The sequence below is a fragment of the Halomonas sp. C22 genome (assembly GCF_007655045.1).
Taxonomy (GTDB): Bacteria; Pseudomonadota; Gammaproteobacteria; order Pseudomonadales; family Halomonadaceae; genus Vreelandella; species Vreelandella hamiltonii.
This window is the reverse complement of the sequence record NZ_VBVC01000003.1, coordinates 542,291-568,941: the sequence shown is the minus strand read 5'-3', so window position 1 is coordinate 568,941 and position 26,651 is coordinate 542,291. Positions and strand designations below refer to the sequence as shown.

The window sequence follows — 26,651 nt, the reverse complement described above, 5'->3', positions numbered from 1 at the left end:
CCCGAAAAGCCATCGCCCGCCATATAGGCGGGCGATGCAGACAAGGCCAGTTTTCGAGCAGCGCCTAGCGGCGGCTCTTGCGGGCTTCCTTGGTGCGGTTCAGCTCGCGTTTCTTGGCTTTCTCCTTGTCGCTGGCACCTGCCATCTTGTCGAAAGGGTTGCTGCCTGAACGGAACTCGAAGCGCATGGGCGTGCCGCGTACCTTCAGCACCTTGCGGAAGGTGTTGATCAGGTAACGGCGGTAGGCCTCGGGCAGCGATTCGGTCTGGTTACCGTGGACCACGATGATGGGCGGGTTGCTGCCGCCCTGGTGGGCCATGCGCAGCTTGATCCGCCGACCGTTGACCATGGGGGGCGGATGCTGGCTGACCGCATCTTGCAGCAGCGTGGTCAGGCGGTTGGTGGACCAGTGGGCATTGGCTGCCTTGAAGGCCCGCTCGATGGAGGGGTAGAGGTCGCCAACGGCGGTGCCGTGCAGTGCCGAGATGAAATGCAGCTCGGCGTAGTCGGCGAAGCCTAGACGGCGCTTGATGTCCGCCCGCATCTTCTCCTTGGCTTCGCTTTCCAGCCCGTCCCACTTGTTCACTGCCAGCACTAGCGCCCGACCCGTGGTCAGGACGTAGTCCAGCAGGTGCAGATCCTGTTCGACCAGACCGCTGCGGGCATCCAGCACCATCACCGCCACATGGCTCTCCTTGATGGCGTCCAGCGTCTTGATGATGGAGAACTTCTCGGCAATTTCACGCACGTTCTTGCGTCGACGTATCCCGGCCGTGTCGATCAGCACATAGGGATGGCCGTTACGCTCGAAGGGGATCTCGATGGCATCGCGAGTGGTGCCTGCTTCATCGAACACTACAACGCGGTCTTCACCCAGCAGCCGGTTGACCAGCGTGGACTTGCCCACGTTCGGGCGGCCAATCACACCGATACGAATGCCTTTCGTGCCGGTGTCGGCAGGAATGGTCGGGTCGCGCTCGGGGAAGGGTTCCAGCACGGTATCGATGAGCAGTGACACGTTGCGCCCGTGAGCGGCGGCGATAGGCCACGGGTCGCCCAGGCCCAGCTTCCAGAAGTCGGCCATGGCAGAGTGCTCTTCGAGCCCATCGGTCTTGTTGACCACCAGCCAGGTTTTCTTCTGATTGACACGCAGGTGATTGGCGATGGCCTCGTCGGCCACGTTGAGCCCCGCTCGGGCGTCCACCAGAAACAGCACGATGTCTGCTTCGTCGATGGCGGCCAGCGATTGCTCTGCCATGGCGGCGTCGATGCCTTCCTCGTCGCCGCTGATGCCGCCCGTGTCGATCACGGTATAGGCTTTGTTGCCCAGCATGCCGTTACCGTATTTACGGTCGCGGGTCAGGCCGGGAAAATCCGCCACCAGCGCGTCGCGCGAGCGGGTAAGGCGGTTGAACAGGGTCGATTTTCCCACATTGGGTCGACCCACTAACGCTATGACGGGTGTCATGGAGTGACTTCCAGGGTTTCCAGGCGACCATTGTTGGCCTGGACATGAATGGTGCTGCCTTCAGTGACAGGGCGCACGCTGATACCGGAGCTGTGGACGCGGGTACGTCCTACCAGATTGCCTTCACGGGCATCCAGCAGGTGCACATAACCTTCGAAATCACCGACCACCAGACGGCCATCCGCAAAGGCGGGCGGCGTCAGCCAGCGATCTTCCAGATCCGTATTACGCCATACTTCCTGGCCGCTATTGGCATCCAGGGCAATGACGTGGCTATTGTCGCTCACCACCAGCAGCAGGTTGCCGACCAGAACGGGAGTGTGGCGACTGGAAATGTTGGCTTCCCACAGCGTACCGCCCTGAGTAGCTTCCAGCGCCACCACACGGCCATTGTAGCTGGTGACGAACAGGCGACCATCAGGGCTCAATACCGGTTGACCAGAGAGGTCCACCAGACGTTCGACATCGCTACGGCCACGTGGCGTGGCAATCTGCATTTCCCAAAGCGGCTGGCCGCTGCGGTTATCCAGCGTCGCCAGGCGTCCGTTGGCCGTACCCACGAAGGTGACCGGGTCGATGACCATGGGCGTGCCGGTGCCGCGCAGTGTCAGCGCAGGCTGAGAGCTGGTGTAGACCCAGCGCTCTTCACCGCTGGCGCGATCGAGGGCCGTTATCTGGCCGTCGATGCTCTGCACCAGCAGCAGTTGCTGGTTGGCCTGGGGAGCGGCCAGCACTTCGCTGGACACGCGTGAACGCCAGCTGACGCTGCCGTCACGCTGGCTCAGCGCAATCACTTCGCCGTTGCGGGTGCCCAGGTAAACTTGGCCGGCAATGGCGTTGAGTGCACTGGAGATGGGGGTATCCAGCTCGACTTGCCACTCACGCTCACCGCTCTGGGCATTGAAGGCGGCTACCAGGCCGTTGGCATCGGCGGCAAACACGGTATTACCCTCGCGCGCCGGTGCAATCGGGTAGCGGGCACGGCCAAAACCGTCGCCAACGCTGCGCCGCCACTGGCTATCCAGTGACGAGGTTTCATTGAAGCTACGCAGCTCTTTGGGGGTGTAGGCAGGCTCACCCTTGCTGGCGCAACCCGCCAGCAAGGCCAGCGCAACGGCGCCCAGCGTGGCACGCATCAGCGAAGTGGAAAAACGTGGTTTTAACAGGCTGTTGGTCATCACTGATTCGCCTCCTCGGCGCCGATATCGTCGAGCTTGAACTGCACGCCATAAAGCGGCTGGTTCTGCGTTTGGGCAATCTCCAGCGCGGCTTGCCATGCTTCGCGAGCCTGCTCGGGCTGGCCAAGCGCCAGGTGAGCATCGCCGCGTACGTTGGCCTGTTGGGCGGCCAGCGTGTCGGTGATCGGCTGGTCCAGCAGCGCCAGGGCCGCTTCCGGGTTGCCTTCAGCGATTTCGATACGTGCCAGACGCAGCCAGGCCAGGCTCTGGACATAGCGGCGTGATGAGCCGTCGGCGACGCTTTCGAGGGCTGCTTTGGCCGCGGCCAGATCGCCTTCCTGCACGGCCAGGCGGGCCTCCAGCAGCTGGGCAAGCTCGGCATACAGAGTGCGGCCATACTGGTCGGTCAGTTCACCGATCAGTTCCCTCGCTGCCGCGAGCTGGTCATCTTCCAGCGAGTTGGCGGCTGTAATGGTCACCAGCTGCTGGTAGCGGGCAGAGGCCGCTTCCGACTGGCCTTCCTGGTAGTTCTGCCAGGCATTCCAGCCGAACACGCCGGCGGCAGCCAGCACCGCGCCGGCAATCAGCGACGTACCGTTCTCTTTCCACCAGCGCTTGACGACGTCCAGCTGTTCTTCTTCGCTTCTCAGATCCGCCACGGGCGGCCTCCTATTCAATCACTCAGCCGCCGCAGCGGCTGACAGGTATGCATCGCCCACCCGAGACGCTCGGTGGGCAGCGTTTAGTGGGTCGCGTTGCCTGGTGTGGCGGCCAGCAGGTCGCTCAGCGTGCTGGCAAGACTGGCCTGGGCTACCTGCTGCTGCTCACGGTCATCGCGCAAGAATTTCAGGGTGGCCGTTTGCTGAGCCAGCTCGTCTTCACCCAGCAGAATGGCAATGGGCGCGGCGCTCTTGTCGGCCTTTTTCATGCGACTCTTGAAACTGCCGCCACCGCAGTGCAGATGCAGGCGCAGGTCGGGCAGTGCGCTGCGCAGCTGTTCTGCCAGGGTGAGAGCTGCCACGGTGGCGCTGTCATCCATCGGCACCAGGTAGACGTCGCAGCCGCCCAAGGCTTCTTCCGGTACCAGGTCGAGAGTTTCCAGCAGCAGAATCAGCCGCTCGATCCCCATGGCAAAGCCCACGGCAGGTGTGGGCTTGCCGCCCAGTTGCTCGACCAGCCCATCGTAGCGGCCACCGGCACAGACGGTGCCCTGGCTGCCCAGCGCCGTGGTGGTCCACTCGAACACCGTACGGCAGTAGTAGTCCAGGCCCCGCACCAGGCGCGGGTTGACCACGTAGGGAATGTTGGCCGCGTCGAGCATGGCCTTGAGCTGCTCGAAGTGCTCCCGCGAAGTCTCGTCCAGGTGATCCATCAGCTGCGGTGCGCCGTTCAGCATCTCGGCCATATCGGGATTCTTGGAATCCAGAATGCGCAGCGGATTGCTGGTCAGGCGACGTTTGGAGTCTTCATCCAGTAGCGCATGGTGCTGTTCGAAGTACGCCACCAGCTTGTCGCGGTAGGCTGCGCGGGCGTCGCTGGAGCCCAGGGAGTTCAGTTCCAGAGTGACATGTTCGAGAAGGCCCAGCTCTTGCCATAAGCGGGCAGAGAGCAGAATGACCTCGGCGTCGATGTCCGGGCCGTCGAAGCCATAGGTTTCCACGCCAACCTGATGAAACTGACGGTAGCGTCCTTTCTGGGGCCGCTCGTGGCGGAACATCGGACCCTGATACCAAATCCGCTGGGTCTGGTTGTGCAGCAGGCCATGCTCCATGGCAGCGCGTACGCAGCTGGCGGTGCCTTCCGGGCGCAGGGTCAGGCTGTCGCCGTTGCGGTCGTCGAAGGTGTACATCTCTTTTTCGACGATATCGGTGACTTCCCCGATGGAACGGGCAAACAGGGCGGTTTGCTCCACGATTGGCGTACGGATCTCATCAAAGCCGTAGCGCTGCATCAAGTGGCGTACCTTGGCCTCAAAAAATTGCCAGCGAGGGCTGTCGCTGGGCAATAGGTCGTTCATTCCACGGATGGCTTGAATCTTTTTAGCGGCGGACTTGCTCAATGAAAACTCCTTGTCTGGGCGGCAGCGCGAGGCGCAAGGCGTGCCGCCTGTTGCAGGCAACGCAGGTGTCAAACGCTGCGTGCAATCATGTTCTCTTGCTGCTGCTCTTTCTGGCGTACCTTGTCGCGGATCAGCTTTTCCAGGTCATCCACCAGATGGTCGTTACGCAGTTTGCTGGCAGGTTTGCCGTCGATGTAGACCAGGTTGGCGGGTGAACCACCGGTCAGACCGATATCGGTCTCCTTGGCTTCGCCAGGGCCGTTGACCACGCAGCCAATCACCGAGACATCCAGCGGGGTCATGATGTCTTCCAGGCGCTCTTCCAGCTGGTTCATGGTGCTGATGACATCGAAGTTCTGCCGTGAACAGCTGGGGCAGGCGATGAAGTTGATGCCTTTGGCGCGCAGTCTCAGGCTCTTGAGCATGTCGAAGCCGACCTTGATCTCTTCCACCGGGTCGGCGGCCAGCGAGACGCGAATGGTATCGCCGATACCATCCATCAACAGCATGCCGAGGCCAATCGATGACTTGACCGTACCCGAGCGCAGGCCACCTGCTTCGGTAATGCCCAGGTGCAGCGGCTGTTCGATGCGGGTGGCCAGGTCACGGTAGGCGGCCACGGCCATGAACACGTCCGAGGCTTTGACGCTGACCTTGAACTCCTGGAAGTCGAGCCGATCCAGGTAGTCGATGTGACGCATGGCCGACTCGACCAGCGCGGCAGGCGTGGGCTCGCCATATTTCTTTTGCAGGTCCTTTTCCAGCGAACCGGCATTGACGCCAATGCGAATCGGAATGCCGTGCTCTCTGGCCGCACTGACCACCGCGCGGACGCGATCTTCCCGGCCAATATTGCCCGGGTTGATACGCAGGCAATCCACGCCCAACTCGGCGACCCGCAGGGCAATCTTGTAATCGAAGTGGATGTCGGCCACCAGCGGCACATCGACCCGCTGTTTGATCTTGCCGAAGGCTTCGGCAGCATCCATGTCGGGGACCGACACACGGACGATGTCTGCACCGGCTTTTTCCAACTGCTGGATCTGACCCACGGTGGCGTCTACGTCCAGGGTGTTGGTGTTGGTCATGCTTTGAACGGCAATCGGGGCATCGCCGCCCACGGCGACGTTACCAACGTGTATCTGGCGCGAGGGGCGACGTTTGATCGGAGAAGGGGCGTGCATAGGACGGGTCACTCTCCTAGAGTAAAGCGGGCAACATTGTTGGCACCGGCGCGTTGCGCCAGGTTGACGGTATCGCCTTGATAGCGCAGCTCGACACCGGTGGCATTACCGATGGTCAGGCGGAAGGGCGGCGTACCCTCGACGCTGGCGGTGGTGCCGGGCGTTTGCAGGCCAACGAAGACGCGTTGGTTGTTGGCATCGAAGATCTCGGTCCAGGACTGCTCGTTGAAGGTCAGTTCCAGCAGATTGGGGTTGGCGACGGGTTCCGGCGCGGCATCTTCCGCGGGCGCTTCCGGCGCCTGTGCCTCGGCGACATCGGTCACCGGCTCGGCGCTGGCATCGGCCACGTCGCTGGCGGGTTCAGTGCTGGCATCGGCGTCAGTGCTGGCGTCTTCGTCCTCCATGCTGACTTGAGGCTCGTCGATCATGGGCGGGATCACCACGGGATCGGGCTCGACCATCGGCTCGGCGGGTGGCGGCGTCGCACTGTCGGCGGCATCCTCTTCCAACGTGGAAGACGTGCCCATGCTTGGGGGCTCGCTGCCGCCACGGCTTTGCCACCAGGCAACTGTGACGCCGATCAGGCCCACGATCACCAGCAGGGTGACCAGCTTGAATAACCAGGCGCCCACCTTTGATGGGGGGCGAGTGACGGCAACGGGCGCGATCTTTCGCTCGGTTTCGCTGCTGCCGTGGCGCGCTTGATAGGCATCCAGCACCAGCTTGTCATCCAGGCCCAGGTATTTTGCATAGGCACGCAGGTAGCCACGGCGATAAGCGGTGACAGGAATTTCTTCGTAGTTGTCCTTTTCCAGGCCTTCGACCACGGCGGTGCGCAGATTCAGCGCACGGGCAGCATCAACAATCGGCACGCCCAGCGCTTCACGTTGACGGGAGAGCAGTTCGCCAGCGGTGCTGGTGGAGGTAACGCTATCGTGTAACTGTGTCTCGCTCATGGCTGAGCATCCTTCAAAAAATAGGTGGTCAGGGCACTGATCAAGGGTTCAGCAGGCGTTGGTATTCGGCGGCCGCCGCGCTGTCGCCGCGGGCGAGGGCGATATCTATCGCCATTTCCAACGCTGCCGGGTCGGGGCCAGCCAACTGCAGGTAGCTTTGCAGCGGCTCCCAGGCCTGATCGTATCGTCCCTGCGAAACTTCCAGTTCGGCTAACATTAAATACCCGCGAGTGTTGCGCGGGTCGATACTCTGGGCGCGCTGCAAACGGTCGCGCGCCCTGTCGAATTCGTCAATCGCCAAATAGCACTGACCCAGGTTGGTGAATAGCTGGGCACGATTGGCATATTGGGCATCCTCAGAGGCGGCTTCCAACTGCTCGCAGGCCTCTGGGTAGCGCCCCTGCTGATACAAAAAGGCAGCATAGTTGTTGCGTGCCCGCGTAAACGAGGGCGAGGCGCTCAGCGCCTGCTGGAAATAGCGATTGGCGAGATCGCGCTCTCCCTGCTGCTGATAGACCAGCGCAATCGCCTGAAGTGCCTCTGGGTGGCGAGCATCCAGCTCCAGTGCTCGGTCCAGCGCGCTCAGGGCGCGGGGCAGGTTATCCCGCTCCAGGTAGGCCACCCCCAATTGGGCATAGGCATCGGCGGCATCCGGGTTGCTCTCGTTGAACGTGGGCGTCGAGGTCGCACACCCCGCCAGCAGCAGGCTGCCAGCAAGGACGGACAGCATGGGCACTCTGAAAAAGGAGAAGCACCTGCGATGACCGATCATGTATGTCCTCTTGAACAGTGCGGCCTTGCTCGCACTGATGACGTTAATAAAAAAACGTGACCATCAAAGCGCTGTGTTGTGTGGAAGTCAAGACAGCGGCCTTAGTCTGCATCCAGTTGAACCGATTGAATATAGCGCGCACTGCGCTTGGTGCGGTCTTTTACGCGTCCGACCAGTTGGCCGCAGGCGGCATCGATGTCATCCCCTCGGGTGGTGCGGACGGTGGCGTTGTACTCCAGGTCATAAAGCCATTGCTGAAAACGCATGACCTGGTTGCGCGAGGGCTTTTCATAACCCGAATTGGGGAACGGGTTAAAGGGAATCAGGTTGATCTTGCAGGGCAGCTCCTTGAGAAGCGCCGCCAGCTGTTCGGCGTGTTCCTGCTGGTCATTCACGCCTTTGATCAAGGTGTACTCGATGGTCACCTGACGATTGTCCGGGCATTTGGCCAGGTAGCGGTGACAGGCATCCAGCAAGGCACGAATGTTGTACTTGCGGTTGATCGGGACGAGTTCGTTACGCAGCTCATCGGTGGAGGCGTGCAGCGAAATCGCCAGGCTGACGTCCATCTCATCGCCCAGTTTATCCATCATCGGCACCACGCCCGACGTGGAGAGGGTGACGCGGCGCTTGGAGAGGCCATAGCCGTTGTCGTCGAGCATCAGCTTCATGGCAGGCACGACGTTGTCGAAATTCAACAGCGGCTCGCCCATGCCCATCATGACCACGTTGGTCACCGGACGGTTGGCGGTATCCCGCCGAGGGCCAACGCTGCGTTGCGCTACCCAGACCTGACCAATGATTTCAGCGGCCGTGAGGTTGCGCTGGAAGCCCTGTTTGCCCGTGGAGCAGAAGCTGCAATCCAGCGAGCAGCCGACCTGTGACGACACGCACAGGGTGCGTCGCTTACCGTTCTCTGCCGGGATCAGAACCGTCTCGACATAGCTGCCATCTTCCACTTCGAGCACCCACTTGCGCGTGCCGTCGCTGGACGTGCCTTCATACACGACGCCTGGGCCGCGAATCTCGGCCACCTGAGCGAGCTTGTCGCGCAGCGGTTTGGACAGGTTGGTCATCACGGCAAAGTCATCGACGCCCTCCTGGTGGATCCACTTCATGACCTGGGTGGCACGGAATTTCTTCTCACCAATGGATGAAAAGAAAGCTTCCATTTGCTCACGAGAGAGCCCCAGCAGGTTCTGGCGTGCGGGCTCCGCCTGCGTGGCGTGGTCAGCGATGGATAGAGAAGACGGTGATGATGGAGCGACAGTGGTGGTCATGGCGGTCAGCGTTCAGAAAGAGGCGGGGGCCAGGCCCCCGCAAAAATGGCCGGCAACGAATGTTGAAACGGCAGCGCTGGTTTAGCGCGGGCAGATTTCGTCGTTACCGAAGAAGTAGCTAATTTCGCGTGCAGCGCTTTCGGCAGAGTCGGAACCATGGACAGCGTTGGCGTCGATTGTTTCCGCGAAGTCGGCGCGGATGGTGCCCGGAGCGGCTTCTTTAGGGTTGGTAGCACCCATCAGCTCACGGTTCTTGGCGATGGCGCCTTCACCTTCCAGCACTTGAACGACGACCGGGCCAGAGGTCATGAAACCGACCAGATCCTTGAAGAAGGGGCGCTCTTTGTGCTCGGCGTAGAAACCACCGGCTTTCTCTTCGGAGAGGTGCAGCATCTTGGCCGCGACCACTTGCAGGCCAGCCTTTTCGAAGCGTGCGATGATGTCGCCGATGGCATTCTTGGCTACGGCATCGGGCTTGATGATGGAAAGAGTACGTTCAGTCGCCATGCAGAGATCTCCTAGAAAGGGATAAAGCAGAAATTGCCGCCCCGGAAAGCCAGGGCGGCACAGGAAAATGTGTCCGGCCTTGTCTGGACGCTATGCCGCAGGCCGAGTGGCCGCGATTATAGCGTCTCACGCAGGGGATGAATACCGATGAGTGACGTCAAAGAGCGCTTAAACGGTAAAGCTTTCACCGCAGCCGCACTGATCCTTGACGTTGGGATTGTTGAAGCGGAAGAAGCGATTGAGCCCTTCGCTGACGTAGTCCACTTCGCTGCCGTCCAGCATCTCGACGGCATCGGTGGCCACGTAGACGCTGGCCCCGTGGGACTCGAAGTGCACGTCATCCGGCTGAGCCTCGTCGGCAAAATCGAGCACATAGCTGTAGCCAGAGCAGCCGCTGGGTTTGACGGATACCCGAAGGCCAAGCCCCTTGCCGCGCTCTTCGAGGACGCGGTGGATCTGCTCGGCGGCGGCGGGGGAAATGTTAAGCGTTGCCATGGAGCACTCTCCTTGAAAAGTCGGTCGGTCAGCGGCCAGGCGCAGTGGCCTGGCGCGCCGAAGCACGCAGGCCGCTGACGGCGTGGTGCAGTAGTGTCAGTGCGTGGTCGATATCGGCTGGCTGGGTAAACCGTCCAAAGCTCAAGCGCAGTGAAGAGAGCGCCAGCCGACGGGGCGTTCCGATGCCCAGCAGGACGTAAGAGGGGTCGACGCTGGCCGAGTTGCAGGCAGAGCCTGTAGACACGGCAACGTCGCGCAGGGCCATCAGCAGCGCTTCACCATCGACACCCTCGAACGCGAGATTGAGAATATTGGGCACCCCATGCTGCTGGGGCGAGTTGGGAATGACGCCCTCCAGCGTGCTCAGGCCATTCAGCAGTTGCTCGCGAAGGGCGGCAATATGCGCCTGATCCTGAGCTTGCTGCTGCTGCATGACGGCAAAGGCTTCCCCCATGCCCGCAATCTGGTGGGTGGGCAGCGTGCCGGAACGCATGCCGCGCTCGTGCCCGCCGCCGTGAATCAGCGCTTCGACACGCATGTCCGGATGGCGTTTCACGTACAGAGCGCCCACCCCTTTGGGGCCATAGGCTTTATGGGCAGACAGCGACATCAAGTCGATGTGCTGTTCGACCACGTCCAGCGGGATGCGTCCTACCGCCTGAGCGGCATCGGTATGGAAGGACGCGCCAAAGTCGTGGGCCACGGCCGCCAGCGCCGCGATGTCGTTGATGCTGCCCAGCTCGTTGTTCACTGCCATCAGCGACACCAGGGCGGTGTCATCCCGCATGGCCTCGCGCAGCTGTTCGGGGGTGATGCGCCCGTCCCGCTGGGGCTTGAGCCAGGTGACCTCGAAGCCTTCGCTTTCCAGCGCCTTGGCGGTATCCACCACGGCCTTGTGTTCGATGGACGAAGTGACCAGGTGCATGCCGCGCTGACGGTTGGCGCGCATGAAGCCGATCAACGCCAGATTGTTGGCTTCGGTAGCACCGCTGGTCCACACGATCTCGCGAGGGTCGGCATGAATCAGGTCGGCCACCTGGCGCCGTGCCTGCTCCACCACCTGCTCTGCCTGCCAGCCCAGCATGTGGCTGCGCGATGCCGGATTGGCAAACAGCTGGTCGACGGTCAGGTAGCGCGTCATCACCTCGGCCACGCGCTCATCTACCGGCGTAGTGGCGGCATAGTCGAGGTAAATGGGCAGTGAGGGCGTGGCTGTCATGAGTTTGAGTTCCAACGGGCAGTGAATGGCGTCAGGGGGAAGAGGCAAGAATCCCGGCGTCGGCGCGCTGCTTCTGTCGAGCGGCAATACGAATGACGTCCGGGCGTTGCATCAGCTGCGCCAGCGTCACGTCATCCAGAAAGTGGCGTATTTGCCCCGAAAGTTCGCACCACAAGTGATGGGTCAGGCAGGTGTCGCCCTGCTGGCAGTCGGAAAGCCCCTGGCAGCGGGTGGCATCGACGGTTTCATTGACCGCATCGATGACCTGGGACACGCTGATCTCGGCGGCAGGCTTGGCCAGTAGATAGCCACCGCCAGGGCCACGCACGCTGGTGACCAGCCCGCTACGCCGCAGCCGCGCAAACAGCTGCTCCAGATACGAGAGCGAGATCTCCTGGCGCTGGGATATATCGCCAAGGCTGGTAGGGCCTTGAGGCGTATTGATCGCCAGGTCCAGCATGGCGGTAACGGCGTATCGGCCTTTGGTAGTCAAGCGCATAACAGGTACCTCGTCGCTGAACCTCAGCGCACTGGCGGCAAGTGTAGCGCCATTATGGAAATCCTGAGTGCTTTGGTCAACTATTGGGGCGCGTGTCGGAGGTTTCGGCAGCGCTGACCTTGTCACTGCGGTGTTTGCCTGACCCAGCGCAGCCCGATTCGCCTTCGTCGAGAATGTCGGCGAAGTCCTCATCCCTGAGTTCGGGCAGTTGGCCGTCACGGTAGCTGGCATCCAGCTTGCGCAGGGTAGAGCACATGCGTTCGATACGCTCGTCCACGGCGTGCATATGGTCCAGCATGGCCTGCATGGAGCGTGCAACCGGATCGGGCATGTCCTGGCTGACGCCGTAGGCATCGAAACCGAATTTCTGGCAGATGGCTTCGCGGCGAGCCGGGTCGATATCCAGCGCTTCCTCTACATCAGGCTCGGCGCGCTTGACGATCTTGCCAGGAATGCCGACCACCGTTGCGCCCGCGGGCACCTCTTTGGTCACCACGGCGTTGGAGCCAATCTTGGCACCGGCTCCAACCGTGAACGGGCCCAGAATTTTGGCACCTGCCCCGACGATCACGCCATCTTCCAACGTGGGGTGACGCTTGCCTTTATTCCAGCTGGTGCCGCCTAGCGTGACCCCTTGGTAGAGCGTCACGTTGTCGCCGACCTGGGCGGTCTCACCGATCACCACGCCCATGCCGTGATCGATGAAGAAGCGCCGACCAATGGTGGCGCCGGGGTGAATCTCGATACCGGTCATCCAGCGGGAGAAGGTAGATACCGTGCGCGCCAGCCACTTGAAGTTCTTCTTCCATAACCAGTGGCCACAGCGGTGCAGCAGCAGAGCATGCAGGCCCGGGTAGTTGGTCAAGACCTCGAGAAAGTTGCGTGCCGCTGGGTCGCGGTCGAATACGCTGTTGATGTCTTCGCGCAGGCGTTGAAACATGGGAGTGTCCTTGGGCGTAAAAGCGGCAGCAGGGCAGGCTATGCTGGGGTCGGCCCCCAAATGTGGGGGCACCACCGGATAACTTCAAGTTTAGGCCATCGGGCTGACCGTGGCGCGTATCAACGAGGTGTCGTGTGCTGTTGGGCTGCCTTCTCCGTGGCCGACAGGATACCGCGCAGGATGTTCATTTCCATTTTCTCGGGGCGAGCTCGCAGGTACAGGCGGCGCAGGCGTGCCATCAACTGGCGCGGCTGTGCGGGGTCATGAAACTCGATGGCGATCAGCGTGCGCTCCAGGTGCTCGAAGTACCGCTCCAGCTCTTCGTGGGACGCCAGCGCGGCCTCTTCGTCATCCTCTTGAGCGGGGGGCGCGTCGGCTTGCGTCAGCCAGGCCATGCGACACTCGTAGGCGAGTACCTGTACCGCTGCCGCCAGGTTCAGCGAGCTGAAATCCGCATTCGTGGGAATGTGTACGTGGGCATGGCAGCGCTGCAGCTCGGCATTGGTCAAGCCGCTGTCCTCGCGCCCAAACACCAGCGCGATGCGCGCATTGGCAGGGCGGCACTCGGCTGGCAGGCGTTCGGCCAGCTCTCGGGGAGAGATCATCGGCCAAGGCAGCGTACGTGAGCGGGCACTGGCACCCACGGCCAGGGTGCAGTCGGCCACGGCATCTTCCAGCGTGGCATGAATGGCCGCCTGATGGAGCAGGTGGTCGGCCCCTGACGCCCGTGAGATGCTCTCCTGAGTGAGCACGTCGCAGCGGGGGGCGACGAGCGCCAGATCCGCCAGGCCCATGTTGTGCATGGCGCGTGCCACGCCGCCAATATTGCCAGGATGGCTGGTGCCAATAAGAACGATTCGAATGCGGTCAAGCATGATAAGCCCGGTTCACGACGTAAAAAGCGCAGTTTAGCACGAGTCGATGGCATGCCCGAGGGGCCTCTGGTAGAATTGCCCGCCATCAAGGTGTCCTGCGCCTGCCCCCGTTCTTTAACATCACTGTGACAAGGCCCGATCATGAATCCAATGGTCCAATTTACGCTGCGCGCTGCGCGTAGCGCGGTTGAACATTTTCTGCGTGTCCGTGAGCGTATCGAAAACGCCCACGAAGAATTCAATCTCGACCGCCTGCTGGAAGACACGGCCCGCAAGGCCGAAGCCACCATCGTTCAGCAACTGCAGCGCGGCTATCCGCAGCATGGCTTCTCCGGCCGCTACACCCCCCATCAAGCGGGTGAGGGTGAAGGCGAAGAGATCGTTTGGAAGATCGAACCCCTGCATGGCTATTCCAACCTGGCCGTGGCAGGCAAGGGCTTTGCACTCTCAGTGGTGTGTCTGATCAAAGGTCGCCCCGAACACGCGGTGGTGGTCTCTCCCTTTGGCGATGACGAATACATCGCCAGCCGTGGCCGTGGCGCCCAGCACAACGACAAGCGTATGCGCGTGAGCAAGCCCACGGCCATTCCCGGTACCCGCATGGCCATGAGCCTGCCGGAAGCCTGGCTGCGCCCCAGCCATCTGCCTGCCTACCTGACCGTGACGCAGCAACTGGCCCCCCAGGTGGAAACCCTGGTCGCCACGGGCTCTGGCCTGCTGGACATTTGCGAACTGGCCGCTGGCCGCGTCGACAGCGTGTTCGTTCTAGGCCTGGAAGAGCAGGACATGCAGGTCGGTACGCTGCTGCTGAAAGAAGCCGGCGCGCTGATGGGCACGCCCAACGGCCAGCCCACCGTCACCGCAGAAGGCCAACTGATGGCCGCTGGCCCGCGCCTTTATAAAGCACTGATCAAACAGCTGGCGCCGCATTTCTGATAAGCCTTGTGTCACCTGTTCTCGATAACGCCCTGCCGGAATCCCGGCAGGGCGTTTTTCGTTGTGCGCTTGATTTGTTGTCGCGTCAGCGCTCTGATGAGTGCCTCGAGCCATAGGGAGGTAAAACGATGCGTGAACTATCGGCGATAGCCGTTTTTTGTGGATCCAATGCCGGAGGGTCGCCCGACTATGCCAAGGGCGCTGCACGACTGGGTACTCATTTTGCCCACGGCGGTATCAAACTGGTATACGGCGGCACCCACAAGGGGCTGATGGGCGCACTGGCGGATGCGCTGTTGGCAGCTCAGGGGCAGGCCCATGGCGTGATCACCGAACGCTTGCATGCCAAGGGGCACCTGCACCAAGGGCTCCAGACGCATGAAGTGGTGGCCACCATGCGTGAGCGCAAAGGCCGGATGGCGGATCTATCGGATGCCTTCATTGCCTTGCCGGGTGGGATTGGCACCCTGGAAGAGTTCATGGAAGTGTGGACGTTGAATCAACTGGGCGAAATACAGAAACCGCTTGGTTTGTACAATATCAACGGCTTTTTCGACCCCTTCATGGCCTTTATCGATCATATGATCGCAGAGCGCTTTCTACCTCCAGAGCACCGAGGCTCTATCGTGCTTGAAAGCGACCCGCAAAAGCTGTTGCAGGGACTGCACGACTATCAGCCCACCACGGTGCCCAAATGGCTGCCGTCTGCATGATGCCAACGTGCTATACGCTGGCCTCCATCTGATCCAGACATTGAGTGAGCTGGTCGGCAAAACGAGCGGCGGCGACCGACAGCGTGCGGCCTCGGAGCTGGGCACAAATCAGTGGGGCCGTGGGCACGTCACGTTCATCGATCGGACGCGAGATGATGGTATTTTCCTGGGCCATGTCGGGTGTGCCGATAGCGATTTGAAAGCCGACACTTCGGTGATCTTGCAGTAGCCCCCGCATCAGTTCGAAGGAGTTGGTCTCGGCGCTGATCTGGGCCTGATGGGTACGGCGTACCAGTATCGGGCTCAGCAGCTCCCTGACCCCCAGCGAAGCGTCGGGCAGTACCAGAGGGTAATTCAGGCACTCGCTCAGTCGAACCTTGGGCTGCTCGGCCAACGGGTGCTGTGCCGACATCAGCGCCACGACGGGCTGGGCCACCATGATGAGCTGCAAGACCTCAGAGCTCATCTTGGGGAACACTACCACGGCCAGCTCCGCTTCAAACGACATCAGCGCTTTCAGGGCTTCGCCTCGATCTGCAATGCGAATCGAAAAAGAGACCCCCGGATGTCGCTCGCGAAACAGGCGGATCTGCTCAGGCAGAAACTTGAGCGCCAAGGCCTGGCTGGCGACGACCGAGACATGGCCCTTGCGCAACCCCTTTAGCCCCTCGATTTCTGAGCGCACCCTATCCAGGTCCGCCATGTGGCGGCGCACGTAATCCAGAAAGATCTCACCTGCTGCGGTCAGCCGCATGCCCTTGGAGTGGCGCTCGAATATCTGGGTGCCCAGCTCTTCTTCGATTTGCTGGATGCGGCGATCCAGCGCAGAGGGCGTGATGTAGAGCGCTTCCGAAGCGCGCCGTATCGACCCCGCCCTGACCACGGCATCGATGTATTCGAACAGGCGTAAGTGCTTCATGCCTTCTCCTGTGTTGAGTTTTTTAGAACACTATCCGAATTTTTTAGCAATAGATATCACCACAAAAGCGGCGCAGTCTGGAGCAGTCACCAAGGAGACTGTCATGTCCAGCTACCCAGATGCTTCCCACACCGTGATGACTCATGCCCAGCCATCGGTGGTTTCTCTGGTCAGAGAGACACCCGAACCGCAACGCTTGACGCTGATGGCTTCCCCTTGCGCGGTCACCCTCGATCTGGCCAGAAGCGCGCTGGTGGTAGTGGATATGCAAAACGACTTCTGCCATCCGCAGGGCTGGTTCGCCAGCAGCGGCATCGATATTGCTTATGCAAGAGAGATCATCCCCGGCTTGGCAGCGCTGATGGCGAGCGCGCGGCAGCGCAACGTGCCGGTCATACACCTGCACTGGGGAGTGCGCGCCGACACCATGGAGCTGAGCACTGGCCAACTGATGTTCGGTCGTCAGTTTGGCCAGCGCCAGGGCTATGGGGAGCGCTCTGCATCAGGCCACTCCATTTTGGTGCGTGACGAGTGGGGCGCGGCTGCTATCGATGAATTGGCTCCCCTCCACGAAGACATCGTGGTGCACAAGAGCCGTTTCAGTGGTTTTTGGCATACCGAACTGGACGCCATCCTGCGGCGATTGGATATCACCACGCTGCTACTGGCAGGCATCAATACCGAGCGTTGTGTGATGGCGACGCTCCAGGATGCCTCGTTTCTTGGCTACAACGTTGTGCTCATGGAAGAGGCGGTGGCTACACCGTCGCCTGACGTATCGCGACAGGCAGCATTGACGTTGATCAGACAGCTTTACGGGTTCACTGCGCGGGGCTGCTCGCTGGACGAGCAGTAACTCGCTCATCTCGCTGTTCAACTGGAGGTACTTCCATGCACTTATCGACCAAGCACTTATCGACCAAGCACTTAACAACGATGTCGTTGGCTATCCAGACCTGGCGCCGGGCCATCCTGGTACTGCTGGTTTCCCTGTGGATCGCCCCGGCTTCTGCGGAGACGTCTCTACGAATGGTATTGAACTGGTCGTATCAAGGGCCTCAGGCCTGGTTCTTTCTTGCCCAGGAGCGCGGTTACTTTGCCGAGGAGGGGCTAGACCTGCGCATCGATCAGGGGTCTGGGTCGGGTGCCGCCGTGGGTAGCGTGGCCTCCGGCGCCTACGATGTCGGGTTTGGCGATATCAATGCCTTGATCAACTACGCCGCCAACCATCCGGATGATTCGCCTGTGGGGGTGTACATGCTCTACACCCAACCGCCTTTCACCATTGCCGTGACTTCAGACAGCGATATTCATGAACCTGCTGACCTCGAAGGCAGAACCATTGCCGGACCCGCCAATGACGGCGCCCTGCGACTGTTTCCGGCTTTTGCCGCGCTGGCAGGCATCGATGCAGACAGTGTCGAAATCATGAACATCGAGCCGCGTCTGCGTGAGCAAATGCTCAATCGTGGGCAGGTCGATGCAGCCTTTGGCTTCGTCAACACGGTGCGCTTCAACGCCATGTTGGCAGGTATCGATCCTGACGAGCGTTTGCGCTTCATCCGCTACGGCGACCACGGTATGGACCTCTACTCCAATGCGATCATCGTGTCGCGTCGGCTGGCCGATGAGAACCCCGAGGCAGTGCGCGGGCTGGTGCGTGCCATCAACCGTGGTGTTGCCGACGTACTGGCGGACCCGGAAGCGGGCATGGAAGCCGTCATGGCGCAGGAGCCATTGATCAATCGGCAGGTCGAGACCGCTCGCTTGGCGGCCACCATCGAAGATGAAATGAATCACCCTGAGCTGCCCGAGATCGGCCTGGGCAATATCGATGAAACGCGTATGCAAGAGGCCATCGACATCGTGGTGTCGGCCTATGGGCTAGCGCATGCCCCTGCTCTGGAGGAGGTGTTCCGCACGGATTTCCTGCCTCCTGAAGAAGAACGCATTTACTCCCTTTACGAATGAGGACCGCGTCATGGACTTGAATCTGAGTAACAAGATCGTTGCGATTACGGGGCCGGTAAAGGGGATGGGAGAAGCCATTACCCGAGCCTTCGCCGAAGAGGGGGCAAAGCTGGCCTTGTTGGCCAGGGATACCCAGGCCGTAGCCTCGCTGGAGCAAGCGCTGCGTGAGCAGGGAGCGGACGTCGTGCTGGTGGCATGTGACATCACGCACTCCGACCAGTGCGAGCGGGCAATAGCGCATATTCAGGAGGCGTTTGGCGATGTGCCGGATGTGCTGGTCAACGTGGCTGGCGGTTCGGGGCCAGTGGGCAAATCGGGCACGGAAACGACGTTCGAGGAGTTCGAGGAGATCGTGCGTCTCAACATGGCAGGCTGCTTCAACACCATGCGCGCGGTGCTGCCGGGCATGATGGCTCGGCGTAGCGGCAAGATCGTCAATGTGGGTGGCACCTTCGGCATGCGTGGCAAGGCAGGTCGAATGGCCTACTCCGCTTCCAAGTGGGGCCTGCGGGGGATCACCAAAAGCATGGCGCTCGAAGCCGGCCCTTACAACATCAACATCAATATCGTGGCGCCGGGCATGGTCGATGGTGAGCGCTTTCGCAGCAAAGTGTGCCCCGACATGGCGGCAAAGCTGGGCATCAGCGAAGAGGAAGCGGCCCAGAAACATGCCGCCGACTATGCACTGCAGCGCATTTCCACCGCCCAGGACATTGCCGATGCTTGCCTGTTCATGGCGAGCGACCGTTCACGACAAATCACCGGCGCCGACTTGCCCGTAGATGGCGGCTGGGCCGCACTTTGACAAGGAATCCTCTCATGACACACGCAGATCTCGTGATTATCAATGGTCAGGTCGTCAGCCATGAAGCCACCCAGCCTGCGGCGATTGCCATCCGCGATGGCAAAATCATTGCCGTGGGCGACGAGGCCAGCATGCCACCCGCCAAAGACGTATTGGACGCCAAGGGCTTGCACCTGTTGCCGGGGGCGATTGACGTCCATGTGCACTTTCGAGAGCCAGGCTACACCCACAAGGAAACCTGGGAGAGCGGCACGGCGGCAGCGGCCATGGGCGGTGTCACCACCGTCTTCGATATGCCCAATACTCACCCGCCCACGGCAACTCCCGATGCCTTCGAAGACAAGCTGGCGTTGGCGAAACAGCAGGCCTATGTCGACTTCGGTATTTATGGGCTGATGGCCGAAGACAACGTCGATCAGCTGGAAGCCTTGGCTGAGAGCGGCGTGATTGGCTTCAAATGCTTCATGGGGAACACCTTCGGCAATCTTCCGTCGCCTTCCACCGGGGCGATGCTGGAAGCCTTCGAACGGGTGGCCCCCTATGGCCTGCGCACCTCCCTGCACGCCGAGACCGCCTCCATCATGGCGTGGCGTTACGAGCGCTTGCGCAAGGCGGGCCGCAATGACGCGCTGGCGCACGTGGCAGCGCGCCCGGATGTGGTCGCGGTGGAGGCCGTCTCACGCGCCGCCATTCTGGCCGAATGGACGGGAGCTCGTATTCACGTTCTGCACGTTTCCTCGGCAGCCGAGCTAAGGCCCATGCGGGAGGCAAAACAGCGTGGCGTCGATATCACCAGTGAAACCTGCCCCCACTATTTGATGATGGACACTCATGACTACGCGTCGCTAGGCAGTCTGATGCGCGTGAATCCGCCCATTCGCGAGGCCAAGGATAGCGAAGCACTCTGGGAAGCGTTGCGTGATGGCACGGTCGACATGATTGCCACGGACCATGCGCCCCATACGCCAGAAGAGCAGTACAAGGAGGTGATTTGGGAGGCAGACTGCGGTTTTCCAGGCGTCGAAACGCAAATGCCCTTGATGCTGACCGCTGTCAGCGAAGGGCGTATCACCCTGCAGGATTACGTGCGCATCAGTGCCGTTGCCCCCGCCAAGGCCTGGGGGCTGTATCCACGGAAAGGCGCACTCATGGTGGGGGCGGATGCCGATATTGCCATCGTCGATCTCGAGCGCCGTGACGTCATCGATCAGCAAACGCTGCATTCCCATCGCGCGCGGGCCACGCCATTTCATGGCTGGGCCGTGACGGGAATGCCGGTGCATACCCTGGTGCGTGGGCGCTTTGTCATGCGAGACCGTGCCCTGCAAACCGCCGCCAAAGGCACCGGCATGTCCGTGAAGAGGGTGCAGCAAATGACTCTCCCAACGCTCGTGAATAGTGACAAGACGCTGGCCGCCGAAATGGCCAAGGCGAACGTCCAACAAGGGGAGCTAGCATCATGTTAACCATGTCCGTAGGCAACCAGACGACCGTGACTGCAGAGCCGCCGAGCGAGGCGGGCAGGGAAGCCATCAAGCTGGAGGGAGCGGAGGTCATCTATGGTCGCGGAAAGAAGATGACCCAGGCACTTGCACCAACGCACCTGAAGGTAGAGCAAGGGGAGTTCGTGGCCCTGGTGGGGCCATCCGGATGCGGCAAGTCGACCATCCTCAAGCTGGTCAGTGACTTGCTGGCACCGTCATCGGGGCATGTGCATGTCGGAGGGCGTGAAGTCGGCGCCAAGCGGGTTGGCGTGGGCATGGCCTTTCAAAACCCGACCATGCTGCCTTGGCTGAGTGTGCGTGACAATGTCATGTTGCCCTTGAAAATCGTACCGCCGTTTCGTTCACGCTATCGTCAGGCGCGGAAAGGGGAGTTTCGCGATCGGGCCGAGGCATTGCTGGAAAAAGTCGGCCTGAAGGGGTTTGGCGACAAACAGCCCTGGCAACTCTCCGGTGGCATGCTGCAACGGGCGTCACTGTGTCGGGCCTTGATTCATGACCCGGAACTGCTGCTGCTGGATGAACCTTTCGGCGCGCTGGACCAGTTCACCCGTGAAGAACTGTGGGGAATCCTGCAGAACCTGTGGCTGGAGAGCAAACCCACGGTACTGCTGGTCACCCACGACCTGCGCGAGGCAGCTTACCTGGGGACGCGTATCTGCGTCATGAGCCCGCGCCCCGGCAAGATCATCGATGATCAGAAAGTCCACCTGCCCAGGCCACGCACCATTCCCATGACCTACGAGCAGGACTTCGTCCAGCTCACGCAGCAACTGCGCGAGTTGATCACCCATACTCGGCCAGATGCCGCCTAGGAGAAGTCCCATGGAACTCGTCGATAAACTACGCCAGAAACTTGCGGCAGCGCTGTTGATTCTGGGCTTCTTCGTCGCCTGGGAGGTCATTTGTCTGGTGTTTGGCGTGCCGGAAATCGTGCTGCCACGGCCCAGTCAGGTCATGGAAACCTTGATTGCACGCTTTCCGCAGTTGCTACCCCATGTCATGCAGACATTGAGCACGACGCTCACCGGTTTTGTCATGGGAGTGACGGCAGGCCTGGTGCTGGGGGCCATCGTCGGCTCTTCGAAGGTGGCCTACGATACGGCTTACCCCCTGCTGGTCGGCTTTTCATCGATTCCCAAGGTGGCGGTGGTGCCGATCTTCGTGCTCTGGTTTGGCAGTGGCACCGTACCCGCCGTGCTGACCTCTTTCATCATCTGTATTTTCCCCGTGGTAGTGAATGTGGCAACGGGGCTGGCGACCACGGAGCCCGAGCTGGAAGACGTGCTCAAATCCCTGGGGGCCAAGAAGCGCGAAATTCTCTGGAACGTGGGCATCCCACGCGCCATGCCCTACTTTTTTGCCTCTCTGAAAGTGGCGATCACACTGGCCTTCGTCGGCACGGTATTGGCAGAAACCATTGCCTCGAACCGAGGCATTGGCAACGTCATGATGATTGCCACCTCCAGCTTCGATGTCCCCCTCGTGTTTTCGGGGCTCTTCCTGCTCGCCATGCTCGGCGTCACCCTGTATCTGGTGTTCTCTCTGATCGAGCGCAAGGTAACGGGCTGGGCCATGCGTAAATCAGAGCTGCCTGCGGCTTGAACGTTTCAAGGAGATAACCATGAAAAGTGTTTCATACCTCAAACGCCTGTGGTGGGCATGCCTGTTGATGCCGATGACGGCGAACGCCGAGTTGACGCGAGTCAATTTCACGCTGGACTGGAGTTTTCAGGGGGTACACGCCTGGTACTTCCTGGCCAAGGAGCGCGGTTACTTCGAGGAGGAGGGGCTGGATGTACGCATCGATCAGGGCGATGGCTCTGCGGCAACGGTCAGCCGCATCATGTCGGGCGCCTACGATGCTGGTTTTGGCGATATCAATGCGCTGATTCAAAACGCTGCCGAGCGACCCGAACAGACCCCGGTCATGGTTTACCAGATATACAATCAGCCGCCGTTTGCCCTGCTGACGAAAGCCGATGGCCCCATTCAGAGTATTGACGATATCGAAGGGGCCACGTTGGGCGCCCCTGCCGGTAGCGCTTCCACGCGCCTGTTTCCCGCTTTCGCCGAGGCCGCCGGGATCGACCTGGCGCAGGTCAGCATTACCAACGTTGCGCCCAACCTGCAGGAGCAGTTGCTCCATCGAGGTGATGTCGATGGGTCACTGGTCTTCAATGTGACCAGCTACATGAACCTGGTGTCGCAAGGGCATGATCCCGATAGCGACTATCGCTGGTTTCCCTACGGTGACTATGGCGTCGAGGTGTACTCGAATGGCGTGATGGTTTCTCGAACGATGATGCAGGAGCAGCCTGCGGCAGTGGCCGGGTTGGTTCGGGCGATCAACCGTGCCGTGCAGGACGTGATGCAGGACCCCGAAGCGGGCATCGCCGCACTGTTGAAGGAAGAAGGGTTTCTCGACCGGGAAGCGGAAATGCGCCGACTCCAGTTTGCTCTCGACAATGTCATCGTGTCTGACGAATCCAGAGCAATAGGCGTGGGAGCGCTCGATGAGGAGCGACTGGCGCGTTCGATTGACACCATCGTCGCGCTATACGAGTTGCCCACTACGCCGAACGTGGACGATATCTACAGCGCGGCATTCTTGCCGCCCCTCGATGAGCGCACGCTTTGACGATGCCACCAAGCTCGCCAGAGCGTCGGCAACATCGTTGTACGGGAGAGGCCTTCATGAGCCACCACACCTTTGCTGCCGCACTGCGCGGCAGCGCTTTTCAACTGGAAGGGCCTTGCTCGCTGCAGGTGCGTGACGGGCGCATCGCGGTGGTCACGCGCACGGCACACACGACAGCCACCCGGGAAAAAAGGCTGGTCATGCCGGCCTTGGCGAATGCCCATGATCATGGCCGCCCATTGTCCACCAGTTCGTTTGGTGCTGCGGGAAAACCGCTGGAAACTTGGCTGCTGCGCCTGGCCGTGATGCCATCCGTGGACCCTTACGTAGCGGCCTGCGCGGCGTTTGGGCGTGCCGCCGAAGGCGGTTGTGCTGCCGTCATGATGCACTGCACGCGGCCTCAGGGGCTGGACTCGTTGGTCGATGAAGTCAGGAAAGTGGCCCAGGCTGCCCAGGACGTCGGTATTCGACTGACCTTTGCCTTAGGGATGCGTGACCGAAACCCTCTCGTGTACGGCGACCATGGCGCGCTGGCAGCGCAGCTGGCGCAAGAGGAGCAACACGTCATCCAGCGCTACTTCAGCCTGCCATCCATGACCCCGGCAGAGCAGGTCCGGCAAGTCGAGGCCATGGCAGCGTCGCTGGAGGGGTTGGCATTGAATCTGCAGTTCGGCCCGACCGGCGTGCAGTGGTGTTCCGATGAGCTGCTGCGTGAAATAGCCGATGCGTCGGCGCAGAGCGGGCGTCGTGTGCATATGCACCTGCTGGAAACACGCTATCAGCGAGAGTGGGCCGACCATCACTTTCCTCAAGGCATCGTTCAGTACCTCGCCGACATCGGGTTGCTGTCGCCACGCCTTACCCTGGCGCACTGTGTCTGGGCGCGGCCCGAAGAGCTTGAACAGATAGCGGCGGCGGGGGCCACCATTGCCGTCAACACGAGTTCCAACCTGCATCTGCGCTCGGGCATCGCTCCCGTCGGCAACATGTGGCAAACAGGTTGCAAGGTAGCCATGGGCATCGATGGCTGTGCGCTGGATGAAGACGACGATGCATTGAGAGAAGTACGCCTCAATGCATTGCTGCATGCACCGCCAGGTTTTTCCGATGACGCTACTCGCCAGCGAATGTTGACCGCTGCCACCAGCGTGGGGCGCATGTCGCTGGGCTGGGAGCACCCGGCCTTACTGGAGCAGGGCGATGTCGCCGACTGGATCACGCTGGATCTCGATCGCTTGAATGGAGATGACCTGATGAAGGTAGACAGTGTGGATTTGCTGTTTGCACGGGCTACCCGTAGCCACCTGGACAGCGTGGTGGTCAGCGGCAAGCAGATCGTCGAGCGCGGCAAACTCATGACGCTGGATCTTGAGCAGGTTCACGAGGAACTGCGTGATATGTATCGCCACGCCTTGCACCAGCGCGCTGACCTGCAGTGTGCCTGGCCCGCCATCGAACACCATGTAGCCGCTTACTACCGCGACCGCATGGGATGTTGTTAAGGAGTTAGTCGATGAATCATTTGAAACACTGGCTGGAGCAGCGCGCAGACGAGCAGGTGGCCATGCTTCGGCAACTGGTACAAGTACCTTCAGACAACCCCCCAGGTGATGGTATAGCCCACGCCCAGTGTGCTACCGAATGGCTAGAAAAACTGGGCTTCGAGGTCGAGCAACATCCAGTGCCCAGCGCATTATGTCGGCAGCATGGATTGCAACGAGTCACCAACCTGGTGGTGCGGCATCGTTTTGGACCTGGCCCCGTCGTCGCGCTCAATGCCCATGGGGACGTGGTGCCCGCGGGGGGTGGCTGGAGCAAGGACCCGTATGGCGGGGAAGTCGACCAGGGCTGGCTGTATGGACGGGGAGCCGCCGTTTCCAAAAGTGACTTCGTGACCTATGCCTACGCGCTGAAGGCGTTGATTGATACGCAAGCGCTGGAGACGGGCAGTGTCGAACTGCACTTTACCTACGACGAAGAGACCGGCGGTTTTACGGGGCCTGCCTGGCTGCTGTCCGAGGGTATTTCTCGACCGGATTATGCCGTGTGTGCCGCTTTTTCATATCAGGTGATCACTGCCCACAACGGTTGCCTGCACCTGGAGGTCGTGCTCGAAGGGCGCTCTGCTCATGCCGCCTGGCATCACACCGGTAGTGATGCCATTGAGGCGTCTCTGCCCGTGCTGAGCGCCCTCTATCGCTACCGTGAAACCCTGGCTGAAAAAGTCTCCGCTTACCCTGGGGTCAGTTCTCCGTCGTTGGTGGTCGGCACCATCGAGGGAGGCATCAATACGAATGTGGTGCCCGACCGTGTGGTCATGACCATCGATAGGCGGATCATTCCTGAGGAATCGCCGGATGTCGTCGAGCAAGAGTTGCGGTCGGTGATCGAAGCAGCGGTGCCACAGGGGGATATACGCGTGAGCATCCAGCGACGCCTATTGGCCAAGCCGTTCACCTCGACGCCTGATTCCGAAAAGGTCGCCAGCCTGTTTGCCAGTGAGGCACAAAAGGTGCTGGGAGTTCCCGTAGGTACTGGCGCCATGCCTTTGTACACCGATGCTCGCCACTACAGCGAAGCGGGCGTGCCGACCATCATGTATGGCGCAGGCCCCAAGGACCCGCTCGACGCCAATGGGCACCGTGCAGACGAACGTGTGCCGGTTCACCTGTTGACCGATGCCGCGCTGGTCGTCGCCAATAGCCTCAAGCGACTACTCGCCTGAGCAGCCGCTGACGCAACGAAAAAGGCCTTGTCGCGTAAGCGGCAAGGCCTTTTGCTGAAGAGAGCATTCGCGCCTTACGGCAGCTCTTCTTCCTCTTCATCGCTCTCTTTCTTGGTCGGGATCAGGTCTTCCCGAGAGAGCTTGAGCGGGATCAGCAGGGCGCCAGAGATATAGATGGAGGAGAAGGTGCCCACCACGATGCCAACCAATAGTGCGATGGCGAAGTTCTCGATCATGTCGCCGCCCAGCAGCAGCAAGGCCAGCAGCACCAGGATGGTGGTACCCGACGTTGCCAGCGTACGCGAGAGCGTGGCATTGATCGCTTCGTTGATGATTTGCCCCATGTTGTCGATCCGCGACGTGCGAATGGACTCGCGGATACGGTCGTACACCACGATGGTATCGTTGAGGGAATAACCGATGACCGCGAGCAGTGCGGCCAGTACCGTCAGGTTGAAGTCGAGCTGGAACAGCGCGAAGACACCCACCACGATGATCACGTCGTGCATCAGCGCCAGCAGAGCGCCGACGGCGAACTTGTACTGAAAGCGCAAGGCCACGTAGACCATCACGACGCCGAGGGCCACCAGCATGCCCATGCCGCTCTGGTCGCGCAGTTGCTCACCTACCTGAGCACCCACGAACTCCGCGCGCACCAGATTGACGTCAGCGCCTTCGGCGCGCAGCAGCCCGACGATCTCGCTGCCGATGTCGGGGTCAAAGGCCTGCTGCAGGCGAATCAGAATTTCGGTAGAAGCACCGAAGGTTTGTACGGACACATCCTGAAAGCCGCTGTTTTCCAGCAGTTGGCGGATGGCATCCAGTGACGGTGCGGCACCGTAACGTACTTCGACCAGGGTGCCGCCCGTAAAGTCCAGCCCCAGGTTGAGCTGCTGAAAAACGATGGCACCGATAGAGACGATCAGCATCACCGCCGAGACGATGAACGCAAGGTTGCGTCGTCCCATGAAGTCGATGCGTAGCTGCGATAGGGGTTTCATTACCAC

Annotated in this window: 27 protein-coding genes; 11 read left to right on the top strand and 16 right to left on the bottom strand. The window is 60.9% G+C overall.

Annotated features, from left to right (window positions below; genetic code table 11):
- Nucleotides 1-64 precede the first annotated feature (64 nt).
- The 14 genes from der to trmJ all read right to left on the bottom strand — a co-directional run bounded on the left by der (nucleotide 65) and on the right by trmJ (nucleotide 13,432).
- Nucleotides 65-1,468, bottom strand: a complete 1,404-nt coding sequence (gene der, locus FEU76_RS09275) for a ribosome biogenesis GTPase Der (RefSeq protein ID WP_039180340.1) — start codon at nucleotides 1,466-1,468, stop codon at nucleotides 65-67.
- Nucleotides 1,465-2,646 (bottom strand): outer membrane protein assembly factor BamB, encoded by a 1,182-nt coding sequence (gene bamB, locus FEU76_RS09270; RefSeq protein ID WP_039180337.1) that lies wholly within the window; start codon nucleotides 2,644-2,646, stop codon nucleotides 1,465-1,467. Before bamB ends, der begins: the two co-directional genes overlap by 4 nt.
- Nucleotides 2,646-3,305 carry a YfgM family protein gene (locus FEU76_RS09265; protein WP_039180334.1) on the bottom strand — a complete coding sequence of 220 codons (660 nt, stop codon included), beginning with the start codon at nucleotides 3,303-3,305 and terminating at the stop codon, nucleotides 2,646-2,648. The genes bamB and FEU76_RS09265 overlap by 1 nt, the downstream gene beginning before the upstream one ends.
- Before the next feature lie 83 nt (nucleotides 3,306-3,388).
- Nucleotides 3,389-4,705, bottom strand: coding sequence for a histidine--tRNA ligase (gene hisS / locus FEU76_RS09260; RefSeq protein ID WP_144982382.1), 1,317 nt, complete (start codon nucleotides 4,703-4,705; stop codon nucleotides 3,389-3,391).
- A 68-nt stretch (nucleotides 4,706-4,773) separates the two neighbouring features.
- Nucleotides 4,774-5,889, bottom strand: a complete 1,116-nt coding sequence (gene ispG / locus FEU76_RS09255; protein ID WP_039180327.1) for a flavodoxin-dependent (E)-4-hydroxy-3-methylbut-2-enyl-diphosphate synthase — start codon at nucleotides 5,887-5,889, stop codon at nucleotides 4,774-4,776.
- A gap of 8 nt (nucleotides 5,890-5,897) precedes the next feature.
- Entirely contained in the window at nucleotides 5,898-6,845 is a 948-nt protein-coding gene (locus FEU76_RS09250) for a RodZ domain-containing protein (protein WP_039180325.1), read from the bottom strand.
- Between the two features lie 40 nt (nucleotides 6,846-6,885).
- Nucleotides 6,886-7,617 carry a type IV pilus biogenesis/stability protein PilW gene (gene pilW / locus FEU76_RS09245; RefSeq protein ID WP_144982379.1) on the bottom strand — a complete coding sequence of 244 codons (732 nt, stop codon included), beginning with the start codon at nucleotides 7,615-7,617 and terminating at the stop codon, nucleotides 6,886-6,888.
- Nucleotides 7,618-7,718: 101 nt separating this feature from the next.
- Complete coding sequence (rlmN, locus tag FEU76_RS09240; RefSeq protein ID WP_039180320.1) at nucleotides 7,719-8,897, bottom strand: 23S rRNA (adenine(2503)-C(2))-methyltransferase RlmN; 1,179 nt, start codon at nucleotides 8,895-8,897, stop codon at nucleotides 7,719-7,721.
- 81 nt (nucleotides 8,898-8,978) lie between these two features.
- Nucleotides 8,979-9,404 (bottom strand): nucleoside-diphosphate kinase, encoded by a 426-nt coding sequence (ndk, locus tag FEU76_RS09235; protein ID WP_039180317.1) that lies wholly within the window; start codon nucleotides 9,402-9,404, stop codon nucleotides 8,979-8,981.
- A 168-nt stretch (nucleotides 9,405-9,572) separates the two neighbouring features.
- Complete coding sequence (locus tag FEU76_RS09230; RefSeq protein ID WP_016914918.1) at nucleotides 9,573-9,899, bottom strand: HesB/IscA family protein; 327 nt, start codon at nucleotides 9,897-9,899, stop codon at nucleotides 9,573-9,575.
- 28 nt (nucleotides 9,900-9,927) lie between these two features.
- On the bottom strand, nucleotides 9,928-11,118 hold the full coding sequence (locus FEU76_RS09225; protein WP_039180314.1) for an aminotransferase class V-fold PLP-dependent enzyme: 1,191 nt from the start codon (nucleotides 11,116-11,118) through the stop codon (nucleotides 9,928-9,930).
- A gap of 31 nt (nucleotides 11,119-11,149) precedes the next feature.
- Nucleotides 11,150-11,617 carry a Fe-S cluster assembly transcriptional regulator IscR gene (gene iscR / locus FEU76_RS09220; protein WP_039180312.1) on the bottom strand — a complete coding sequence of 156 codons (468 nt, stop codon included), beginning with the start codon at nucleotides 11,615-11,617 and terminating at the stop codon, nucleotides 11,150-11,152.
- A gap of 76 nt (nucleotides 11,618-11,693) precedes the next feature.
- Nucleotides 11,694-12,557 carry a serine O-acetyltransferase gene (gene cysE, locus FEU76_RS09215; protein WP_039180308.1) on the bottom strand — a complete coding sequence of 288 codons (864 nt, stop codon included), beginning with the start codon at nucleotides 12,555-12,557 and terminating at the stop codon, nucleotides 11,694-11,696.
- A gap of 119 nt (nucleotides 12,558-12,676) precedes the next feature.
- Nucleotides 12,677-13,432, bottom strand: a complete 756-nt coding sequence (gene trmJ, locus FEU76_RS09210; RefSeq protein ID WP_144982376.1) for a tRNA (cytosine(32)/uridine(32)-2'-O)-methyltransferase TrmJ — start codon at nucleotides 13,430-13,432, stop codon at nucleotides 12,677-12,679.
- 141 nt (nucleotides 13,433-13,573) lie between these two features.
- Between trmJ and FEU76_RS09205 the strand changes: the two genes are divergently transcribed.
- Together FEU76_RS09205 and FEU76_RS09200 are read left to right on the top strand one after the other, a co-directional pair.
- Nucleotides 13,574-14,368, top strand: coding sequence for an inositol monophosphatase family protein (locus FEU76_RS09205; RefSeq protein ID WP_039180303.1), 795 nt, complete (start codon nucleotides 13,574-13,576; stop codon nucleotides 14,366-14,368).
- 128 nt (nucleotides 14,369-14,496) lie between these two features.
- Complete coding sequence (locus FEU76_RS09200) at nucleotides 14,497-15,081, top strand: LOG family protein (protein ID WP_144982373.1); 585 nt, start codon at nucleotides 14,497-14,499, stop codon at nucleotides 15,079-15,081.
- Nucleotides 15,082-15,091: 10 nt separating this feature from the next.
- Here the strand turns inward: FEU76_RS09200 and FEU76_RS09195 are convergent, their stop codons facing one another.
- On the bottom strand, nucleotides 15,092-16,000 hold the full coding sequence (locus tag FEU76_RS09195; protein ID WP_039180298.1) for a LysR family transcriptional regulator: 909 nt from the start codon (nucleotides 15,998-16,000) through the stop codon (nucleotides 15,092-15,094).
- Nucleotides 16,001-16,103: 103 nt separating this feature from the next.
- On the opposite strand from FEU76_RS09195, the gene FEU76_RS09190 reads away from it, so the two are divergent.
- From FEU76_RS09190 to FEU76_RS09150, 9 genes are read left to right on the top strand one after another with little or no spacing between them, the layout of a single operon-like run.
- Nucleotides 16,104-16,856 carry a cysteine hydrolase family protein gene (locus tag FEU76_RS09190; RefSeq protein ID WP_260851386.1) on the top strand — a complete coding sequence of 251 codons (753 nt, stop codon included), beginning with the start codon at nucleotides 16,104-16,106 and terminating at the stop codon, nucleotides 16,854-16,856.
- A 35-nt stretch (nucleotides 16,857-16,891) separates the two neighbouring features.
- Nucleotides 16,892-17,971 (top strand): ABC transporter substrate-binding protein, encoded by a 1,080-nt coding sequence (locus tag FEU76_RS09185; protein ID WP_260851385.1) that lies wholly within the window; start codon nucleotides 16,892-16,894, stop codon nucleotides 17,969-17,971.
- A 10-nt stretch (nucleotides 17,972-17,981) separates the two neighbouring features.
- Nucleotides 17,982-18,776, top strand: coding sequence for an SDR family NAD(P)-dependent oxidoreductase (locus FEU76_RS09180; protein ID WP_144982370.1), 795 nt, complete (start codon nucleotides 17,982-17,984; stop codon nucleotides 18,774-18,776).
- Nucleotides 18,777-18,790: 14 nt separating this feature from the next.
- Nucleotides 18,791-20,242, top strand: a complete 1,452-nt coding sequence (gene allB / locus FEU76_RS09175; RefSeq protein ID WP_144982367.1) for an allantoinase AllB — start codon at nucleotides 18,791-18,793, stop codon at nucleotides 20,240-20,242.
- Complete coding sequence (locus tag FEU76_RS09170) at nucleotides 20,236-21,093, top strand: ABC transporter ATP-binding protein (RefSeq protein ID WP_144982364.1); 858 nt, start codon at nucleotides 20,236-20,238, stop codon at nucleotides 21,091-21,093. The genes allB and FEU76_RS09170 overlap by 7 nt, the downstream gene beginning before the upstream one ends.
- Nucleotides 21,094-21,103: 10 nt before the next feature.
- Nucleotides 21,104-21,883 carry an ABC transporter permease gene (locus tag FEU76_RS09165; protein ID WP_039180287.1) on the top strand — a complete coding sequence of 260 codons (780 nt, stop codon included), beginning with the start codon at nucleotides 21,104-21,106 and terminating at the stop codon, nucleotides 21,881-21,883.
- Between the two features lie 19 nt (nucleotides 21,884-21,902).
- Complete coding sequence (locus tag FEU76_RS09160; RefSeq protein WP_144982362.1) at nucleotides 21,903-22,919, top strand: ABC transporter substrate-binding protein; 1,017 nt, start codon at nucleotides 21,903-21,905, stop codon at nucleotides 22,917-22,919.
- A gap of 56 nt (nucleotides 22,920-22,975) precedes the next feature.
- A complete protein-coding gene (locus FEU76_RS09155) occupies nucleotides 22,976-24,421 on the top strand; it encodes an amidohydrolase family protein (protein ID WP_144982359.1) in 1,446 nt (481 codons plus the stop codon).
- Between the two features lie 11 nt (nucleotides 24,422-24,432).
- On the top strand, nucleotides 24,433-25,644 hold the full coding sequence (locus tag FEU76_RS09150; RefSeq protein WP_039180280.1) for a M20/M25/M40 family metallo-hydrolase: 1,212 nt from the start codon (nucleotides 24,433-24,435) through the stop codon (nucleotides 25,642-25,644).
- A 74-nt stretch (nucleotides 25,645-25,718) separates the two neighbouring features.
- On the opposite strand, the gene secF is transcribed toward FEU76_RS09150, so the two are convergent.
- Nucleotides 25,719-26,645 (bottom strand): protein translocase subunit SecF, encoded by a 927-nt coding sequence (gene secF / locus FEU76_RS09145; RefSeq protein ID WP_039180277.1) that lies wholly within the window; start codon nucleotides 26,643-26,645, stop codon nucleotides 25,719-25,721.
- Nucleotides 26,646-26,651 lie beyond the last annotated feature (6 nt).

What these genes read in the sequence shown, in the direction of transcription:
- der (WP_039180340.1), bottom strand. Translation starts at nt 1,468, where the DNA reads ATGACACCCGTCATAGCGTTAGTGGGTCGACCCAATGTGGGAAAATCG.
- bamB (WP_039180337.1), bottom strand. Translation starts at nt 2,646, where the DNA reads ATGACCAACAGCCTGTTAAAACCACGTTTTTCCACTTCGCTGATGCGT.
- ispG (WP_039180327.1), bottom strand. Translation starts at nt 5,889, where the DNA reads ATGCACGCCCCTTCTCCGATCAAACGTCGCCCCTCGCGCCAGATACAC.
- FEU76_RS09250 (WP_039180325.1), bottom strand. Translation starts at nt 6,845, where the DNA reads ATGAGCGAGACACAGTTACACGATAGCGTTACCTCCACCAGCACCGCT.
- pilW (WP_144982379.1), bottom strand. Translation starts at nt 7,617, where the DNA reads ATGATCGGTCATCGCAGGTGCTTCTCCTTTTTCAGAGTGCCCATGCTG.
- rlmN (WP_039180320.1), bottom strand. Translation starts at nt 8,897, where the DNA reads ATGACCACCACTGTCGCTCCATCATCACCGTCTTCTCTATCCATCGCT.
- ndk (WP_039180317.1), bottom strand. Translation starts at nt 9,404, where the DNA reads ATGGCGACTGAACGTACTCTTTCCATCATCAAGCCCGATGCCGTAGCC.
- FEU76_RS09230 (WP_016914918.1), bottom strand. Translation starts at nt 9,899, where the DNA reads ATGGCAACGCTTAACATTTCCCCCGCCGCCGCCGAGCAGATCCACCGC.
- FEU76_RS09225 (WP_039180314.1), bottom strand. Translation starts at nt 11,118, where the DNA reads ATGACAGCCACGCCCTCACTGCCCATTTACCTCGACTATGCCGCCACT.
- iscR (WP_039180312.1), bottom strand. Translation starts at nt 11,617, where the DNA reads ATGCGCTTGACTACCAAAGGCCGATACGCCGTTACCGCCATGCTGGAC.
- cysE (WP_039180308.1), bottom strand. Translation starts at nt 12,557, where the DNA reads ATGTTTCAACGCCTGCGCGAAGACATCAACAGCGTATTCGACCGCGAC.
- trmJ (WP_144982376.1), bottom strand. Translation starts at nt 13,432, where the DNA reads ATGCTTGACCGCATTCGAATCGTTCTTATTGGCACCAGCCATCCTGGC.
- FEU76_RS09205 (WP_039180303.1), top strand. Translation starts at nt 13,574, where the DNA reads ATGAATCCAATGGTCCAATTTACGCTGCGCGCTGCGCGTAGCGCGGTT.
- FEU76_RS09200 (WP_144982373.1), top strand. Translation starts at nt 14,497, where the DNA reads ATGCGTGAACTATCGGCGATAGCCGTTTTTTGTGGATCCAATGCCGGA.
- FEU76_RS09195 (WP_039180298.1), bottom strand. Translation starts at nt 16,000, where the DNA reads ATGAAGCACTTACGCCTGTTCGAATACATCGATGCCGTGGTCAGGGCG.
- FEU76_RS09190 (WP_260851386.1), top strand. Translation starts at nt 16,104, where the DNA reads ATGTCCAGCTACCCAGATGCTTCCCACACCGTGATGACTCATGCCCAG.
- FEU76_RS09185 (WP_260851385.1), top strand. Translation starts at nt 16,892, where the DNA reads ATGCACTTATCGACCAAGCACTTATCGACCAAGCACTTAACAACGATG.
- FEU76_RS09180 (WP_144982370.1), top strand. Translation starts at nt 17,982, where the DNA reads ATGGACTTGAATCTGAGTAACAAGATCGTTGCGATTACGGGGCCGGTA.
- allB (WP_144982367.1), top strand. Translation starts at nt 18,791, where the DNA reads ATGACACACGCAGATCTCGTGATTATCAATGGTCAGGTCGTCAGCCAT.
- FEU76_RS09170 (WP_144982364.1), top strand. Translation starts at nt 20,236, where the DNA reads ATGTTAACCATGTCCGTAGGCAACCAGACGACCGTGACTGCAGAGCCG.
- FEU76_RS09165 (WP_039180287.1), top strand. Translation starts at nt 21,104, where the DNA reads ATGGAACTCGTCGATAAACTACGCCAGAAACTTGCGGCAGCGCTGTTG.
- FEU76_RS09160 (WP_144982362.1), top strand. Translation starts at nt 21,903, where the DNA reads ATGAAAAGTGTTTCATACCTCAAACGCCTGTGGTGGGCATGCCTGTTG.
- FEU76_RS09155 (WP_144982359.1), top strand. Translation starts at nt 22,976, where the DNA reads ATGAGCCACCACACCTTTGCTGCCGCACTGCGCGGCAGCGCTTTTCAA.
- FEU76_RS09150 (WP_039180280.1), top strand. Translation starts at nt 24,433, where the DNA reads ATGAATCATTTGAAACACTGGCTGGAGCAGCGCGCAGACGAGCAGGTG.
- secF (WP_039180277.1), bottom strand. Translation starts at nt 26,645, where the DNA reads ATGAAACCCCTATCGCAGCTACGCATCGACTTCATGGGACGACGCAAC.